The sequence below is a fragment of the Sphaerimonospora thailandensis genome (assembly GCF_016863115.1).
GTDB lineage: Bacteria > Actinomycetota > Actinomycetes > Streptosporangiales > Streptosporangiaceae > Sphaerimonospora > Sphaerimonospora cavernae.
The window spans coordinates 49,630-66,146 of sequence record NZ_BOOG01000022.1; the positions used below are offsets into that span (position 1 = coordinate 49,630).

At 71.6% G+C, this 16,517-nt stretch carries 12 protein-coding genes; 6 read left to right on the plus strand and 6 right to left on the minus strand.

The features are described 5' to 3' along the window. Positions 1-83: 83 nt before the first annotated feature. The 4 genes from Mth01_RS13410 to Mth01_RS13425 are packed head-to-tail and all read left to right on the plus strand — an operon-like array spanning position 84 to position 2,808. On the plus strand, positions 84-656 hold the full coding sequence (locus Mth01_RS13410) for a nuclear transport factor 2 family protein (RefSeq protein ID WP_204016155.1): 573 nt from the start codon (positions 84-86) through the stop codon (positions 654-656). Between the two features lie 60 nt (positions 657-716). Further along, positions 717-1,070, plus strand: a complete 354-nt coding sequence (locus Mth01_RS13415; RefSeq protein WP_204016156.1) for a cupin domain-containing protein — start codon at positions 717-719, stop codon at positions 1,068-1,070. Between the two features lie 24 nt (positions 1,071-1,094). Beyond that, positions 1,095-2,210: an adenosine deaminase gene (locus Mth01_RS13420; protein ID WP_407695943.1), complete on the plus strand. Its 1,116-nt coding sequence runs from the start codon at positions 1,095-1,097 to the stop codon at positions 2,208-2,210. Position 2,211: 1 nt separating this feature from the next. Beyond that, positions 2,212-2,808 carry a PH domain-containing protein gene (locus tag Mth01_RS13425; protein WP_204016158.1) on the plus strand — a complete coding sequence of 199 codons (597 nt, stop codon included), beginning with the start codon at positions 2,212-2,214 and terminating at the stop codon, positions 2,806-2,808. Positions 2,809-2,819: 11 nt separating this feature from the next. Here the strand turns inward: Mth01_RS13425 and Mth01_RS13430 are convergent, their stop codons facing one another. The 3 genes from Mth01_RS13430 to Mth01_RS13440 form a co-directional block, all read right to left on the minus strand. Beyond that, the gene (locus Mth01_RS13430; protein WP_239089623.1) at positions 2,820-4,457 is read right to left on the minus strand and encodes a phospho-sugar mutase; all 1,638 of its coding nucleotides are present in this window, start codon (positions 4,455-4,457) and stop codon (positions 2,820-2,822) included. Positions 4,458-4,541: 84 nt separating this feature from the next. Then, positions 4,542-5,345, minus strand: coding sequence for a purine-nucleoside phosphorylase (locus Mth01_RS13435; RefSeq protein WP_204016160.1), 804 nt, complete (start codon positions 5,343-5,345; stop codon positions 4,542-4,544). 59 nt (positions 5,346-5,404) lie between these two features. Continuing rightward, positions 5,405-5,857: a gamma-glutamylcyclotransferase gene (locus tag Mth01_RS13440; RefSeq protein ID WP_204016161.1), complete on the minus strand. Its 453-nt coding sequence runs from the start codon at positions 5,855-5,857 to the stop codon at positions 5,405-5,407. Positions 5,858-5,995: 138 nt separating this feature from the next. Here Mth01_RS13440 and Mth01_RS13445 point away from each other — a divergent pair, with 138 nt between their 5' ends. After that, positions 5,996-7,387 carry an NAD(P)H-quinone dehydrogenase gene (locus Mth01_RS13445; protein WP_204016162.1) on the plus strand — a complete coding sequence of 464 codons (1,392 nt, stop codon included), beginning with the start codon at positions 5,996-5,998 and terminating at the stop codon, positions 7,385-7,387. A 234-nt stretch (positions 7,388-7,621) separates the two neighbouring features. Here Mth01_RS13445 and Mth01_RS13450 read toward each other — a convergent pair whose 3' ends face one another. Further along, entirely contained in the window at positions 7,622-9,037 is a 1,416-nt protein-coding gene (locus tag Mth01_RS13450; protein ID WP_239089624.1) for a hypothetical protein, read from the minus strand. 160 nt (positions 9,038-9,197) lie between these two features. Then, on the minus strand, positions 9,198-10,952 hold the full coding sequence (locus Mth01_RS13455) for an acetyl/propionyl/methylcrotonyl-CoA carboxylase subunit alpha (protein WP_204016163.1): 1,755 nt from the start codon (positions 10,950-10,952) through the stop codon (positions 9,198-9,200). A 238-nt stretch (positions 10,953-11,190) separates the two neighbouring features. Between Mth01_RS13455 and Mth01_RS13460 the strand changes: the two genes are divergently transcribed. Next, positions 11,191-11,463: a WXG100 family type VII secretion target gene (locus Mth01_RS13460; protein ID WP_204016164.1), complete on the plus strand. Its 273-nt coding sequence runs from the start codon at positions 11,191-11,193 to the stop codon at positions 11,461-11,463. Positions 11,464-11,479: 16 nt separating this feature from the next. Here the strand turns inward: Mth01_RS13460 and Mth01_RS13465 are convergent, their stop codons facing one another. Further along, entirely contained in the window at positions 11,480-16,414 is a 4,935-nt protein-coding gene (locus Mth01_RS13465) for an FtsK/SpoIIIE domain-containing protein (RefSeq protein ID WP_204016165.1), read from the minus strand. Positions 16,415-16,517: the final 103 nt, after the last annotated feature.

Sequence of the window (16,517 nt, forward strand, 5' to 3'; positions counted from 1 at the left end):
GACTCGGTGCGGGACTGAGGAACGTTCGCCGAAACTGGCCGACCGGGAAGCGAGGGGGAAGTCACCGTTGAAAGGACGACGCCATGGGCGAGAACACGACTGATCTTGCGGCTCGGGTGCGGAGGCTGGAGGCGGTGGAGGAGATCCGCCAACTCGTCTCCCGCTACGCGCTCGCGCTGGACAGCCGGGACGTCACGACCCTGGCCTCCCTCTTCGTCGAGGACGTCAGGACGCATGACGGGCGGGTGGGCAGGGAGGCGCTGGCCGACTGGTTCGGGGAGATCCTGCGGCCGTACGGCATCACCTTCCACCTCGTCGGCAACCACGTCATCGACTTCGTCGACGAGGACCACGCCACCGGCGTCGTCTACGGCCGCCCCGAGCACGAGGTCGGCGACCTGTGGGTGGTGATGCCCATGCAGTATTGGGACCGATACGAACGACGTGACGGGCACTGGTACTTCACGTCGCGCAGCACGAAGGTGTTCTACGCCGCCGACGTGGAGGAGAGCCCGCTGAGGGTGCCGGGCAGGTTCAACTTCCCGGGGAACCCGTTCATCCACCGGGCCGAACTGCCCGAGCGCTGGGAGTCGTGGCGACGCTTCTGGGGGACCGATCCCGGGGACGGCTCCGCCCCAGCGGACGGGCGAGCGTGACGGGCAGCACATTGGGGCACTCTCTAGTGTCTTTCGGGCGCTCGGCGTAGCCTGCTCGGCATGGTGAAGAGGATCGATGGGCCGACGCGGATTCCCGTGCCGGGAGGCAAGGTCATTCGCGAGTACGTCGGCCGGGTGAACAGCGGCGACGACCGGGTCTCGATCGCGTACATGGTCGCTCCGTCCGGCTGGGAGGAGCCTGCCCAGGCCCCCGAGTTCGCGGAGTACACGCTCGTGCTCAAGGGCTCGGTCGTCGTCGAGCACGACGGAGGCGCCACGGTCGTGTCCGCCGGCCAGGCGTTCGTCAGCGAGCCCGGGGAGAGGATCCGGTACACCTCGGGGCCTTCGGGAGCCGAGTACGTCGCGGTCTGCCTGCCCGCGTTCTCCCCCGACGCCGCGCACCGGGAGGAGTGACGGCGCCGGGGATAGGATTGCGTGATGAGCGACCGGAGCGAGGTGGGAACCGTGAGCCGCTTGCCCAGTCTTGAGGAGATTCGCAAAGCGCCCAAGGTGCTTCTCCATGACCATCTGGACGGCGGGCCGCGCACCCAGACGATCATTGATCTGGCCCGTGATCGCGGCCATGTCCTGCCGTCCGGCGATCCGGACAATCTCGCCGAGTGGTTCCGGGGCGCCGCCGACTCGGGCTCGCTCGAGCGCTACCTGGAGACCTTCGCCCACACGGTCGGGGTGATGCAGAGCCGTGAGGCCCTGGTCAGGGTCGCGGCCGAGTGCGCTCAGGACCTGGCCGACGACGGCGTGGTGTACGCGGAGGTGCGGTACGCCCCCGAGCAGCACACCGTCGGCGGGCTCACACTGGACGAGGTCGTGGAGGCCGTGCTGGAGGGCTTCCGGCTGGGCTCGGCGGGACCGGACGGACAGCCGCGGATCAGGGTCGGCACACTGCTCACCGCCATGCGCCACCAGGCCCGCTCGATGGAGATCGCCGAGTTGGCGGTGCGCTATCGCGACGTCGGAGTGGTCGGTTTCGACATCGCCGGGGCCGAGGCGGGATATCCGCCCACCCGGCACCTCGACGCCTTCGAGTACCTGCAGCGGGAGAACGCCCACTTCACCATCCACGCCGGCGAGGCGTTCGGGCTGCCGTCGATCTGGCAGGCCATCCAGTGGTGCGGCGCCGACCGCCTGGGCCACGGCGTACGGATCAACGACGACATCACCATGTCCGGCGATGGCGAGGCGAAACTCGGGCGGCTGGCGGCCTACGTCCGGGACAAGCGGATTCCGCTGGAGATGTGCCCCACGTCGAACGTGCAGACCGGCGCCGCCCCGTCGATCGCCGAGCACCCGATCGGCCTGCTGCGCAGGCTGAACTTCCGGGTGACGGTGAACACCGACAACCGGCTGATGAGCAGGACGAGCGTGTCGCTGGAGTTCGCCAAGCTCGTGGAGGCATTCGGCTACGACTGGGACGACCTGCAGTGGTTCACGGTCAACGCGATGAAGTCCGCCTTCATCCCGTTCGACGAGCGACTGGCGCTGATCAACGGCGTGATCAAGCCCGGCTTCGCCCACCTGAAGTGGCGGGCCTGAGTTGGACAGGGCGAAGGGAGAGGTCTACCGGTCGAAGTTCAGCTGGATCTTCGGCTGGATCTGGCTGGTGTTCGCCGCGTGGAACGCCTATGACCTGGTCGTGCGTGGTTCGATGCCGTCGGCGCTGATCGCCGGGGCCGTGCTGGGCGTCATAACAGCACTGATCTTCATCATGGCGCTGCGCCCGGCGGTCGTGCTGGAGGGCGGCGGCGTCCGCGTCCGCAACCCGCTGCGGAACGCCTACATCCCCTGGCGCGCCGTCGACGACGTGATCGTGACCAGCGCGATCGTCATCGAGGCCGGCCGCACCACGGTCCGGTGCTGGACGCCGCAGGTGACCGCCCGCGAGCGGGCCAGGACCAGGGCGCGCAGCACCAAGGTGGCCTCCTCGGCCGACGCGTCCCGTACCGAGCGGGCAGTGGCCGAGGCGGTCGGTTCGCGTACGCACGCCGACTGGGTGGCCCAGCGGATCACCGAGATGAGCACGAGCAGGCGGGACGCCTCATCGGGGGAGACCTCCGTCACCTGGTCGCCGACCGCGGTCGGCGTAGCCGTCGCCGCGGTCGCCCTAGTCGTGGTGACAGTAATCCTCTCGTGAATGAACCGAGCTCAGAGGCCGAGGGCGGCTGAGAGGTCTTTCTTGAGGGCCTCCAGGTCCTCGGCGGCACGCGCCCTCGCCGCGGCCACGGAGTCCTCGACCGGGATGACGATCTCCAGATAGCACTTGAGCTTGGGCTCGGTGCCGCTGGGCCGTACGACGACGCGCGCGCCGCCGGTCAGGCGGTAGCGCAGGCCGTCGGTGAGCGGCAACCCGGCCACGCCCGCCGCCAGGTCCTCGGCCGACTCCACCTCGCGGCCGGCGAGCCCGGTCGGTGGCTCGGCGCGCAGCCGGGCCATGGCGCGGCCGATCTCCTCCAGGTTCGTCACCCGGAACGAGAGTTGGGCGGTGGCGTGCAGGCCGTACGTCCTGGCCTGGTCGTCCAGCAGGTCGAGCAGCGTCCGCCCGGCCCGCCTGGCGTCGGCGGCCAGACCGGCCAAGGTGAGGGCGGCGCCGACCCCGTCCTTGTCGTGGACCGGCAGACCATCATCCGAGCCCACGCTGTATCCCAGCGCCTCCTCGTATCCGAAGACCAGTCCGGGCCCGGCCTTCATGATCCATTTGAAGCCGGTGAGGGTCTCGGCGTGGCGCACGCCGTACGCCGCCGCGATCTTGGCGAGCAGCGACGACGACACGATCGTCGTGGCGACCAGGCGGTCGTCGCCGGAGGTGTGCCGCAGCACGTGCTCGGCCAGCAGCCCGCCCACCTCGTCGCCGGTGAGCATGCGGTACCCGCCCTCCGGCAGGGGCGTGCCGACCGCGCACCTGTCGGCGTCCGGGTCGTTGGCCAGCACCAGGTCGGCGCCGATCGAGGTGGCCAGGCCGAGTGCGAGGTCCATCGCACCCGGCTCCTCCGGATTGGGAAACGACACGGTCGGGAAGTCCGGGTCGGGGTCCGCCTGGCGGCCGACCACTCTCGGCGCGGCGAACCCGGCCCGCGTGAACGCCTCGGTGAGCACGCCGTGCCCGACGCCGTGCAGCGGCGTGTACGCGATGACCAGTTCCCTGGCGTCCCCGACCGGGAGAGCGGCCAGGGCCTCCAGGTACGGAACGACGATCGTGTCGTGATCGAGCGTCTCCCAGCCGTCACCGAGCGGGAGCTCGTCCACCCGGCCGATCGCGTCGATGGCCTGGGAGATCTCACGGTCGATCGGCGGGACGATCTGCGCGCCGTCCCCCCAGTAGACCTTGTAGCCGTTGTCCCGAGGGGGGTTGTGCGACGCGGTCACCATGACGCCCCCGTCGGCCCCGAAGTGTCGTACGGCGAACGCCAGCACCGGGGTCGGCCACCGGCCGCCCATCACGGAGGCGCGCAGGCCGGCCCCCGTGAGCACGGCGGCCGTGTCTCTGGCGAACACGTCCGACATGTGGCGCGCGTCGAAACCGATGACCACATGCCTGCCCGGTCCAAGGACGCGGGCGAGCCCGGCCGCCGCCCGCATCACCGTGACGCGGTTCATCCGGTTCGGACCCGCGCCCAACTCACCGCGCAGGCCCGCCGTGCCGAACTCGAGCTTTCCGCCGAACCGGTCCGCGAGCGCCGCCGTGTCCCGGCGATCGAGGATGTCCGCCAGCTCCGCCCGGGTCCGCGGGTCGGGATCCTGCGCGTGCCACTCGCGGGCGATGCGGACCAGGTCGTCGGTGGTCAAGGTGGGTTCCCCTTGCGTCATCCGTGGTCGTGTCCCGACAAATCATGCCCGGTTCGGCGGGTACGGCACGTCGGCAGACTTCCCCTAAAGTTTGTCGACCACCTTGGCGAGGAGACCGCCCATGCGGGTGGCGGTGGACCGGCCCACCTCGAGGACCTCCTCGTGGTTGAGCGGCTCTCCGGTCAGGCCCGCGCCGGGGTTGGTGACCAGGGAGATGCCGAGCACCTCCGCGCCGGCCTCCCTGGCGGCGATCGCCTCGAGCACGGTGGACATGCCGATCAGGTCCCCGCCGAGCGTGCGCAGCATGCGGATCTCGGCCGGCGTCTCGTACGTCGGGCCGCGGAACGCCACGTAGACGCCGTCGGCCAGCGACGGGTCCACCTCACGGGCGAGGGCGCGCAGGCGTCGGCTGTAGACCTCGGTCAGATCGACGAACGTCGCGCCGGTGATCGGGTTGCTCCCGGTCAGATTGATGTGATCGCTGATCAGGATGGGCTCCCCGACCCGCTGGGTCTCCGGGCGCAGGCCGCCCGCCGCGTTGGTCAGCACGACCGCACGCACCCCGGCCGCGGTCGCCGTACGGACCCCGTGGACCACGGCCTCCACACCGCGCCCCTCATAGAGGTGCGTGCGGCCGAGGAAGATCAGTGCGTCGAGGCCCGCGCCGGTGCGCACCGCGCGGAGCGTGCCCGCGTGCCCGGCCACGGCGGGCGCGGTGAAACCGGGCAACTTCGTCACAGGGAACTCGGCCACCGTCTCGCCGATGGCGTCGGCCGCCGGCACCCATCCCGAGCCCATGACGAGGGCCACATCGAAGGAATCCACACCGGTGAGGTTGCGCAGCGTGCTCGCGGCCTCGGCCGCCAGGACATATGGGTCGTTGGTCACGCTAGTGAGCGTAGCGGTCACAACCCCGGGCGGTCCGTCCCCGGTGGCGTCGACGCCGGTCAGTCGCCCAGTGACTTGCACGGGCGGTTGCGCAGGCCGGTGACATAGTCGTCGGGCGCCCCGGCCTTCTCGGCCGCGTCGGCGAGGATGCCCACATATCGCGCCGACGGCAGGCCGCCCTCATAGGAGTCGAGGACATAGGTCCAGGCCAGCACGTCGCCCTCCAGGGTCGCGACGCGGAGCCGTACCTTGCGGTAGAGGCCCAGCGCGGTGCCCATCCATTCGTCGAGGGAGGCCTCGTCCCACTCGGGCACGTCGTACAGCACGACGAACACCTGCTCGTCGGGGTCTTCGACGATGGTCGCGAGCGCGCCCTCCCAGCTGACGTCCTCCCCGCCGAAGGTCAGGCGCCAGCCCGCGAACCAGCCGGTTCCTCGCATCGGCGAGTGGGGAGCCCACTCGGCCATCTGCTTCGGGTCCATGTTGCTGCCGTAGGCCGCATAAACAGGCACGGCACACAAGCCTAATCCAAGACCCCGGGCTTCGCCGAAGGGATCGCGCACGCCGTGCCGCCGAAAGAGATTCGGTACGGCGGGGCCCGGCGGACTTCACCGGGCATGGGCCCGCCGGAATGCGGGAGAATGGGATATGTGACGAGGATTGTGATCATTGGCGGCGGTCCCGGCGGGTACGAGGCGGCGCTGGTGGCCGCGCAACTGGGCGCGCAGGTCACGGTGGTCGAACGGGACGGCCCCGGCGGCGCCTGCGTGCTCACCGACTGCGTGCCGTCCAAGACACTGATCGCCACCTCGGTACGCAAGCAGGCGCTGCTCGACGCGTCCTCGGTCGGCGTCCACTTCGACGGCGGCCCGGATGGCGACACCGGCGGCGTCATCGCCGACATGTGCCTGGTGAACAAGCGTGTCAAGGAACTGGCGCAGGCGCAGTCCGCCGACGTCGCGGCGCGGCTGGCCGCCGAGGGCGTGGAGGTGATCCACGCGGCCGGCCGCCTCGTCGACCCCCAGGTGGTGCGTGCGGGCGACCGGACGATCCGGGCCGACGTCGTCATCGTCGCCACCGGCGCACACCCCCGCGTGCTGCCCGGCGCCGAGCCGGACGGGGAGCGCATCCTGAGCTGGCGGCAGCTGTACGACCTGCAGGAGCTGCCCGAGCACCTGATCGTTGTGGGGTCGGGCGTCACCGGCGCCGAGTTCGCCGGGGCGTACCAGTCGCTCGGCTCCCAGGTGACGCTGGTCTCCTCCCGGGACCGGATGATGCCGAACGAGGACGCCGACGGCGCCGAGGTGCTGGAGGAGGTCTACCGGCGGCGCGGCATGAACGTCATGGGCCGCTCGCGGGCCGCGGCGGTCAAGCGCACGGCCGACGGCGTCGTGGTCTCGCTGGAGGACGGCCGCACCGCCGAGGGCAGCCACTGCCTGATGACCGTCGGCATGGTGCCCAACACGTCCGGGATCGGACTGGAGGAGAACGGCGTACGGCTCGACCGGAACGGGTTCATCGAGGTCGACAAGGTCTCCCGGACGTCCGCGCCCGGGATCTACGCCGCCGGCGACTGCACGGGTGTGCTGATGCTGGCTTCCGTCGCGGCCATGCAGGGCAGGATCGCGGTCTGGCACGCGCTCGGCGAGGCCGTACAGCCCATCCGGTTGGCCACGGTCGCCGCCAACATCTTCACCGACCCCGAGATCGCCAACGTCGGCGTGTCGCAGCAGCAGATCGAGTCCGGCGAGATCGCCGCCAACGTGGTCAAGCTGCCCCTGGCGACCAACGCGCGGGCCAAGATGCAGGGGTTCAACGACGGGTTCGTCAAGCTGTTCTGCCGGCCCAACACCGGCATCGTGCTCGGCGGCGTCGTGGTGGCCCCCCGGGCGTCGGAGCTGATCCTCGCGGTCTCCGTGGCCGTGCAGCAGCGGCTCACCGTCGACCAGATCGCGCACACCTTCGCCGTCTACCCGTCGCTGTCGGGCTCCATCACCGAGGCCGCCCGGCGCCTCATGTCACCGCTCACCACCGCCATCTGACGGCTCGTCCGTCTGCTTGGCCCTGACCTGGGCCAGGGCCTCCTCGGCCGTTCCCGGGCAACGGAGACGCCGTGATCTCGCACCGGGTCAAGTGCAAGATCACGGCGTTCAAAGGTGCAGGTGACGGGCTATCCGTGCGAATTTGTGCAAGATCACGGATGGTATCCGCCCTGGTGAGCGTGGGTCACTGCGAGAATTCGCAAGATCACGCGGGGGGTTTTGGGGGCGGGGTGGTTACCAGTCGCCGCCGCCGAAGTCTCCGCCGCCGAAGTCGCTGCCGCCACCCCAGTCACCGCCGCCGAAGCCACCGCCACCGAAGTCGCCACCGCCCCAGTCGCCGCCGCCGGACTCGACGCCCGCGGCGTAGCCGGAGTCGTAGCCCGCGCCGTAACCGCCGTGGCCCCAGCCGCCGAAGGCGTGGCCGAGCATGGTGCCGACCATCATGCCGGTCAGCAGGTCGCCGCCGAAGCCGCCGTAGTACCCGTAGGCGTACGGCTGGTAGGCCGGGCCGGCGTCCCAGTACGGCCTGCGCTCACCGTTGACCATGACCTCGCGCATCTGCGGGTCGAAGCCGCGCTCCACCGCCTCGGCGTCCGCCGCGCAGGCGGGAACGTCGCGGACCGCGCCACCGGGCGGGGCCCATCGTACGTTGCGGACCGACGGGCCGTGCTGCGGGTTGAAGAAGCACGGGGGCAGCCGCTCGGGCAGCGGCTGGTTGTTCACCCGCGCCTTGACGCAGGCCAGCGCGTAGCGGCCGTCCTCCAGGGTCGAGGTCACCGTGCGCAGTTCGTCGGCACGCTGCACCGCCGCCAGCTCGTTCTTGGCCCGCTCGTAGGAGTCGAGCGCACGCTGCCAGTCGGTCGTCGTCTCCGCCTGCGGCAGCATCTTCATGTCCAGGTCGAGGGCGGTGATCTCCTCGCCGAACTTGGTGACGTCCTCCTCGACGGTCTGCTTCACCGCGGCGAGCTCGGCGGCCTCGCGCTCCTCACGCTTGCGCTTCTTACGGCGCCCGATAATCCACAAACCGGCTCCTCCCACGACCGCGATGCCCAGGATGCCGACGAGGACACCACTACCGCCGCCGCCTCCGCCTACCGTGGTGTCACGGTCACGTGCGCCCTTGACATCGCCGTCCTTGACCAGGTTCACCCGGTTGACGAAGTCCTGCATACCGGTGACGAGATCGTTGTTGGCGTTCACGGAGAGCTTGGCCAGCGTGCCCGCCGCGTTCTTGGGCAGATCATTCGATCCGGCGAACAGGGTGGTCCCGTCGAGCACCGCCACGGTCGCCTTCGACCGGCCGGCCTTGTCGAGCTCGGTCAGCAGCTGTGGGATATAACTGCTGACCTGGGCGGTGGTCACGGTGCCGTCGGGCAGCGCCGCCACATAGATCGGGGCCTTCGAATCCTTGATCGCCTTGCGGACCTCGTCCTGCTGGCTGGACGACAGCGGCGATCCGCTCATCGCATAGAAATGATCCTTGCTGTTCTTCCACGACGCCACGACGGTCGCCGGGTCCGGCGCGCTCGCGGCGTACGCCGCGGGGACCGCGGCGATCAGCGTGAACAGGCCCATGAGCAATGCGGTCAGGCCCACGCGTAGCGCCGCCACGGCACTCCCCGCGTGGCCCAGCGGTTTCTTGATGGTCACGGCTTCTTTAGCCTCCTTCGCCCTTCTGGACGAACGGCGATGTACGAAGGTTCCTCATCTGACAACGCTATCCGCTGAAGCATGCCCCGCGTCGGGCCGGTTTCCCGTTCCGTTACGAACGCGCCCCGGGAATCTCCCGGGGCGCGTCTTTCCGGTTCGCTCAGGCGTCCTTGATCTCGCAGATCACGGCGCCGGCGGTCACGGTCTGGCCGACGGAGGCGGCGAGACCGGTGATCGTGCCGGACTTGTGCGCCGTCAGCGGCTGCTCCATCTTCATCGCCTCGAGCACGACGATCGTGTCCCCGGCGGCGACGGCCTCCCCATCGGCGACGACGACCTTCACGATCGTGCCCTGCATGGGGCTGACCAGGGCGTCCCCGCTCGCCGCTGCCGCCTTCCTCGCGCCGCCGTTCGCACCGCCTCGCCTGGGCGCCGCCTTCTTGGTCTCGCTGCGGCCTGCCGTACCGAGACCGGCGGGCAGCACGACCTCCAGACGCTTGCCGCCGACCTCGACCGTGATGCGCTCACGTCCGGCCGGCTCGTCCGTCTCCGCGACCCCCGCGAACGGCGGGATCTCATTGACGAACTCGGTCTCGATCCAGCGGGTGTGCACGGAGAACGGCTCGCCGGCGAAGGCCGGGTCGTCCACCACGGCCCGATGGAACGGCAGCACGGTCGGCATGCCGTCGATCTCGTACTCGGCGAGCGCCCGGCGCGACCGCTCCAGGGCCTGCTTCCGGGAGGAACCCGTGACGATCAGCTTGGCGACGAGCGAGTCGAACGACTGCGGCACGCTCATCCCGGCCTCGTAGCCGGCGTCCAGCCGTACGCCCGGGCCCGAGGGCACCCGCATCGAGGTGATCTTTCCGGGCGCGGGCAGGAAGTTGCGGCCGGCGTCCTCGGCGTTGACGCGGAACTCGAAGGAGTGGCCGCGCAGCACCGGGTCGTCGTACCCGAGGGCCTCGCCGTCGGCGATGCGGAACATCTCGCGGACCAGGTCGATCCCGGCGACCTCCTCGGTGACCGGGTGCTCGACCTGCAGCCGGGTGTTGACCTCAAGGAAGGAGACCGTGCCGTCCTGGCCGACGAGGAACTCGCAGGTGCCGGCGCCGACGTAGCCCGCCTCGCGCAGGATCGCCTTCGACGACGAGTAGAGCAGCTCCAGCTGCTCCTCGGTCAGGAACGGCGCGGGGGCCTCCTCGACCAGCTTCTGGTGGCGGCGCTGCAGCGAGCAGTCACGGGTGCTGACCACGACGACGTTGCCGTGCCGGTCGGCGAGGCACTGCGTCTCGACGTGGCGGGGGCGGTCGAGATAGCGCTCGACGAAGCACTCCCCGCGGCCGAAGGCCGTCACGGCCTCACGCACGGCCGACTCGTAGAGGTCGGGGATCTCCTCCTTGGTGCGGGCCACCTTCAGTCCCCGGCCGCCGCCGCCGAACGCCGCCTTGATGGCGATCGGCAGGCCGTGCTCCTCGGCGAAGGCGATCACCTCGTCGACGCCGGACACCGGGTCGGCCGTGCCCGCCACGAGCGGCGCCCCGACGCGCTGCGCGATGTGCCTGGCCTGGACCTTGTCGCCCAGCGCGGTGATCGCGGCGGGCGGCGGACCGATCCAGATCAGGCCCGCGTCCTGAACGGCCTGGGCGAAGTCCGCGTTCTCCGCCAGGAAGCCGTAACCGGGGTGCACGGCGTCGGCCCCCGTCTCCCGGGCGACGGCGAGCAGCTTCTCGATGTCGAGGTAGGTCTCCGCCGGGCTCTGCCCGCCCAGCGCGTGGGCCTCGTCGGCCACCCGGACGTGGAGCGCCTCCAGATCCTGGTCGGCGTACACCGCGACGCTCTTCAGCCCCGCGTCCGCGCAGGCGCGGGCGATCCGAACAGCGATCTCACCGCGATTGGCGATCAGGACCTTGTGCACCGGCGTCTTCCCTTCCCTTGACAAGCCTTCCTGGAGTGTAAGGGGGGCCCTCGCGTCGGAGACGCCCGCCCCCGGTGTCCAGGCTCAACTACCCGAAACCGTACGTTCGGAAGGTAACAGGCAGAGGTAACACGGACGCCGGGTTGAATCGGTATAGCGGCTCGGCATATGGGCTTTACAAGATTGACCAGGGGTTTACGGTGAGAGCGGCCCTCTGTCGATTAAGGGAGTGAACTGAATGAGTAACAGCTTGCTCGGCGGCGACCCCGCGGAGATGCAGAGCATGGCCGCGCAGTTCAACCAGCAGGCGGACCAGGTTCGCACCACGATGGCCAACCTCGACCGTGAGGCGGCCAAGGTCGGCACCGCCTGGACCGGGCCCGGCGCGCAGCGCTTCCACGACGCCTGGCAGAGCTACCGGTCGGCCTTCCAGCGGATGTCCGAGGAGCTCAACGAGGCGTCCCGCGTCATCAACACCTACCGCGGCAACATCGAGTCCGCCACCCGCTGACGCGTCGGCGCCACGTTCACTGAACCGGGACCGCGGCCTGGATCGGGGTCGCGGTCCCGGAGATCACCAGCAGGCCTCGCCCGGTCGGGCCGCCGACGGCTCCGCGCGGCAGCCGTACGTTGAACAGGTCGCCGTCGGCCGGGCTCTGCACCGACAGCAGCAGTCCCGTCCGCGCCTTCCTGGCCTCCGCCACGAAGCCCCGATAGGCGGTCGCCAGATCCCCGGTGGCTCCCGCGATGAACAGCCCGTGCTCTCCGTCCCGCCCGGTACGGAGGACCTCCTCCAGCGCGAGACCAAGCGGCGAGTCCGGGGAGATCAGCTCCGCGTCGTCGACGAGCACCACATAGCGCTCCCGATCCTTGACCAGGCTGAGGAGATCCCGTGTCGCATCGCCCTCGGCAACGTCCCTGGCGTTCCCGTCGAGCACGGCGAGCACGCCGGCCGATCCGGCCAGCTCCCGCAGCGGGCTGCGGCGGGGGGTGACGGCGAGCACGGAGGCGCCCTGCCGAAGCAGTGATATCGCCGCGGTGACGAGGCAGGAGGATCTGCCCGATCGGGGCGGACCGGCGATCACCGCGGCCGGTCCCTGGCCGAGCAGATCCACGCCCAGCGGGGCGAGGGAGTCTCCGCCCGCGCCGAGCAGCGCCCACAGGGGCGACGGCGGTTCGAACGACGGCACGAGGTCCAGGGCCTGCTCGGCCGTGATCCGCATCGGCAGCGCGTCCACGCGCAGCGGCGGCTCTCCGGCCCAGACCCATCGGCCCCGGCCGCCATCGCCGAGGTCTCCGGCTTCGAGGTCATGGCCGCCGAAGCGGGCGGCGGCGCTGCGGCCCAGCTCCTGCAGCACCGCCACCTGCGCGGGGCCGGACTGATCGGGGGACAGCAGCGCGATCTGGCTCTCCACCAGGCCGTGCTCCCCGACCGACAGCGCCCGGCCGGGGGGCATCGAGGTGGGCAGATCCCGCACCGGCAGCCCGGCCAGCCCGTAGTCGGCCGGGTCAGCCAGCCGCAGGACCAGCCGCTCATCGAAGATCGTGGAAATCTGTCCGATCAGGCCCGACCGGTCGGAGGTGACCACCGCCCGAAGGCCGACGGCCGGCCCCTCACGCAGCAGTTGCATCAGTGCGTCGAGCAGGCGGCCGTAGTCGTAGTTCTCGAACGCCGCGACGTACCCCTCCCACCGGTCCAGCAGCAGCACCAGCCAGGGCAGCCGTCCGACCTCGTCGCCCGAAGACCGCGGCGCCCGTCCCCGTGCGGCCGTCCTGGCCTCGGTCAGTGAGGCGTATCCGGCCTCGGCGAGGAGCTGCTGGCGGCGTCCCACCTCGGCGCGCAGCCGGGTCAGCAGGCGTTCCACCCGGTCGAGCTGGTCGCGGGTGACCACGGCGCCGCAGTGCGGGAGGCCGACGAGGGGCAGCAGCGCCCCCGACCCGCAGTCGATCGCGTGGATGTGCACGTCCGCCGGCGAGGCCCCCGCCGCGATTGAGCCCGCGAGCGTACGCAGGGCCGTGGATCGCCCGCTGCGCGCCGAGCCCGCGATCAGCAGGTGCCCCCCGTGCCGCGGATCGAGGACGAGCGGGCGCCTGCCCTGCTGCCACGGCAGGTCCACGAGTCCGAACGGCAGCGGCGGCACCTCCTGGGCGTCTGTCCGGTACGGCCCGGCCGGGTCGAGCCGGTGACCCGGAGAGTCCCCGTCGGCCCGGCCGGTGACTGACAGCGTGACCAGCTCCGGCAGGGGCGGCAGCCAGGGGCTGGGCTGGCCGGGGACGCCCCGCCCGGCCTCCCCGATCGCGTCCACCAGCAGGGCGAGGTCGGAGTCGTCCCCGGACTCGACCGCCGGGACGGAGACCGGACGGCCGAGCGCCGGCCAGGCCAGCTCCATCACCCGCAGGCTCTCCCCGCCCTGCCCGGCGCCGTCCCCGGACGCGGGGGCCCTCCGGGGGCTACGCCCGCCGATCCTGGCGGTCTGCACCGCCACCGCCGGGCCCGCCCCCGACCTGACGTAGCAGCGGCCCGGCGTGGACCGCGAGATGTGCGCCGCGTCCGGCGAGTCGATCACGTCGGCCGACTCGCGGACGTCGGTCACCCGCAGCGCGATCCGCAGCGAGGTGTTGGCCTGGATGTCGGCGGTCACCACGCCGCCCGGCCGCTGGGTGGCGAGGATGAGGTGGATGCCGAGCGAGCGGCCGCGCCGGGCGATGTCCACCAGGCCCTCGACGAAATCGGGCAGCTCCGTCACCAGCGCGGCGAACTCGTCGATGATCAGCACCAGCCGGGGCATCGACGGCCGTTCCCCTTCCTGCTGCCGGACGTGGCCGCCCGCCGTGCCGAAGAGGCCTCCGGCGGGGGCCTGCCGTACGCCTCCGGAGCCCAGCACCCAGGTGGCGCCGCGTGATCGCAGCCGCTGGTACTCCTCGATGTCCTTCGCGCCCGCCTCCAGAAGCAGGCGCTCCCGCCTGCGGATCTCGGCGGCCAGCGATGACAGCGCCCGCTGCGTCAGGTGACCGTCGAGGTCGCTCACCATGCCGACCGTGTGCGGGAGCCGTACGCACTCCTTGAAGGCCGCCCCACCCTTGTAGTCGATGAGCACGAACGTCATCTCGTCCGGCCGGTTGACGACGGCCAGCGAGGAGATCAGCGTCTGGAGCAGCTCCGACTTGCCCGCGCCGGTGGTGCCGGCGATGAGCGCGTGCGGGCCGTCCCGGCTCAGGTCCACCTCGAACGGCCCATCGGGACCGACGCCGATGACGGCCCGGGTCGACCGGCCCCACCGCTTGGCGATGTGGTCGGGCTCGCACGCGTCCGGGCCGAGCAGGTCGAGCAGGCGGGCAGAACCGGGTACGGCCGAGGCGGCGTCCTCGCGGCTCACGTCGCGCAGCGCGGCGAGCGCCCGGCTCAGGCGGTCGGCCCACGAGATCGAGACCTGGTCCGCGCGGATCCCGCCGAGGGCATCCAGGCCCCCGCCGTGCAGCCGCACCTCGCCGTCGGCCGAGCACGACACGACCGTCGCGCACTCCTCCGGCAGCAACCGCTGGTCGCCGTCGATGGCGATCGTGTAGACGCCGGCCCGTGGGCCCTGCCTGAGCACCTGCGGCATGCCCGGCAGGCCACGCAGCACCTGGGCGCCGTCCAGGATGACGAGCACGTCGAACGGCTGCTCGTCGTAGCCGGCGAAGGCGGGTTCCGTCTCGGCCGTCGCGCCGCCCCTGCTGAGGTTGACGCCGCCGAGGTCGTCCCACCCCGCCGGCCCGCCTGTCAACCGCCCACCGCCCAGCGCCGACGCCGATCCGCCCAGTCCCGGTTTGGTCTCGTCGTCGAGCCGTTCTTCGATCAGCGCGGTGAGTTCCGCGACCCGGCGGGCGGCGGCCTCGGGGTCGGCGCCGACGAGCGCGACGCTGTCAGCGCCGAGAGGCCCCCCGCCGCGGTGGCCGCAGTGGGGGAGCCAGCGCACCCAGCCCCACTGCCGGTCGCTGTCCGACCCCGCCGACAGCACGACGATGGCCAGGTCGCGCGGGCTGTGCAGGGCGGCGGCCTGACCGACCAGCCAGCGTGCGCAGGCCAGCGCCGTCTTCCGCGGCCCGGTGACGCCGGCCACGCCGAGCCGCCGCATGACCAGCGCGACCGGCACGTCGTGACAGGTCGGCTGCTCGGGCCGGGACGCGTCCTGCGGGGCTCCGCTCTCGAGCTCGAACTCCAGCCCGGCGGGCAGATCGGCCAGGCCCACCCGCAGCCGCAGCGCGTCCCGGTCGTGGACGCGGCGCTCCCACAGCCTGCGCCGGGGCCCGGTGGCGGTGAGCAGCACCTCGGCCGGGTCGGGTGCGCCGTCCCGGCGTGCCGCCTCGTCCTCCTTGACGGCCAGGGCGACCTCCGCCTCGAACGCCGCCAGGCGCTCCCGGTACGCCTTGACCGCCCGGCGGTGCTTCTTCTTGCCGTGCCTGCGGTCGCTCACCCACTGCCCGATCATGAGGAGCGGTGTCATGAACGCGAACAGCAGGTAGTACCAGGTCTTCAGGGCCACGGCCATGACCACGCCGAGCACCGCCGGGAGCAGCGCGGCGAGCAGTTGCAGCCGCATCCCCTCGGCCCGGCGCGGCTCCGCGGGGACCGTGATCCGCCGGCCGGGGACCGGCCGCCGCAGCCTGGGCGGGCGGTTGTAGGCGAGACCCCCGTCCGGCAGCGCGTCCAGGTGCGTGTCCGGCGGCTCGACGGGGCCGAGCGAGAAGGCCGAGTTGCCGCATGAGAGGGCGCCCCACTCGGGCCAGGGCACGGCCTCGGTGAGCGGCTCGCCCTCCAGCCGGGCGGCTCCCTCGCTCATGCTCTCTCGCCGCGCCGTGGCGCCCTGCCGTCGTCCCCGGCGTCGGCGCCACCTCTTCTTGACTTTCTTGCGTGGTACGGCGTCGCCCGGTTCCACGGTCACGCCGTTCGGGGTCAGGCGGATCACGGCGGCGACCGGGGGCATCCCCAGGTCGGGTACGGCTATCGCGCACGCCGGATCGGACCCGATCGTGTGCGCGCCGACGCCGAGCCGGTGGACCGAACCGGCGCCCGGGCCGCCCACGACGCGCAGCTCCACCAGCCCGTCGGGCTCCTCGCTCATCGTGGCCCACGCGGCCCGGGCGTCCAGGGCGACCACGTCGCCGTCGCGGAGCAGTCCGAAGACGGCCGCTTCCGGATCCAGCGGCCGCCCGTCCAGCCAGAGCCCACCACCCTGCCGCGGCCTGCGCGGGCCCGCACCGGCCCCGCGTCCGGCTCTCCCGCCGGCGGCGCTTCGGCTGCCGAGGTCGTACGGCGCTCGGGCGTGCGGGAGCCGTACGACATTCGAGGCGCGGCCGGACGGGTCGTCGAGCGCGGCGACGAGATCGGCGGTGAGCGCGGCCACGGTGGCCGTCTCGTCGCCTTCGATCAGCACGTCACGCCGTTCGTGCTCGGTGACCACGGTGAGCGTAATCCGCATGCGCAGACTCCCGGCGGGGGTCGGATAGGGGGACGTTCTCCGGCAAAGCGTTTCATCCGCCGGGCCTCCCCGGGAAGAACCCGTGGAGATCTTCCATGACGAT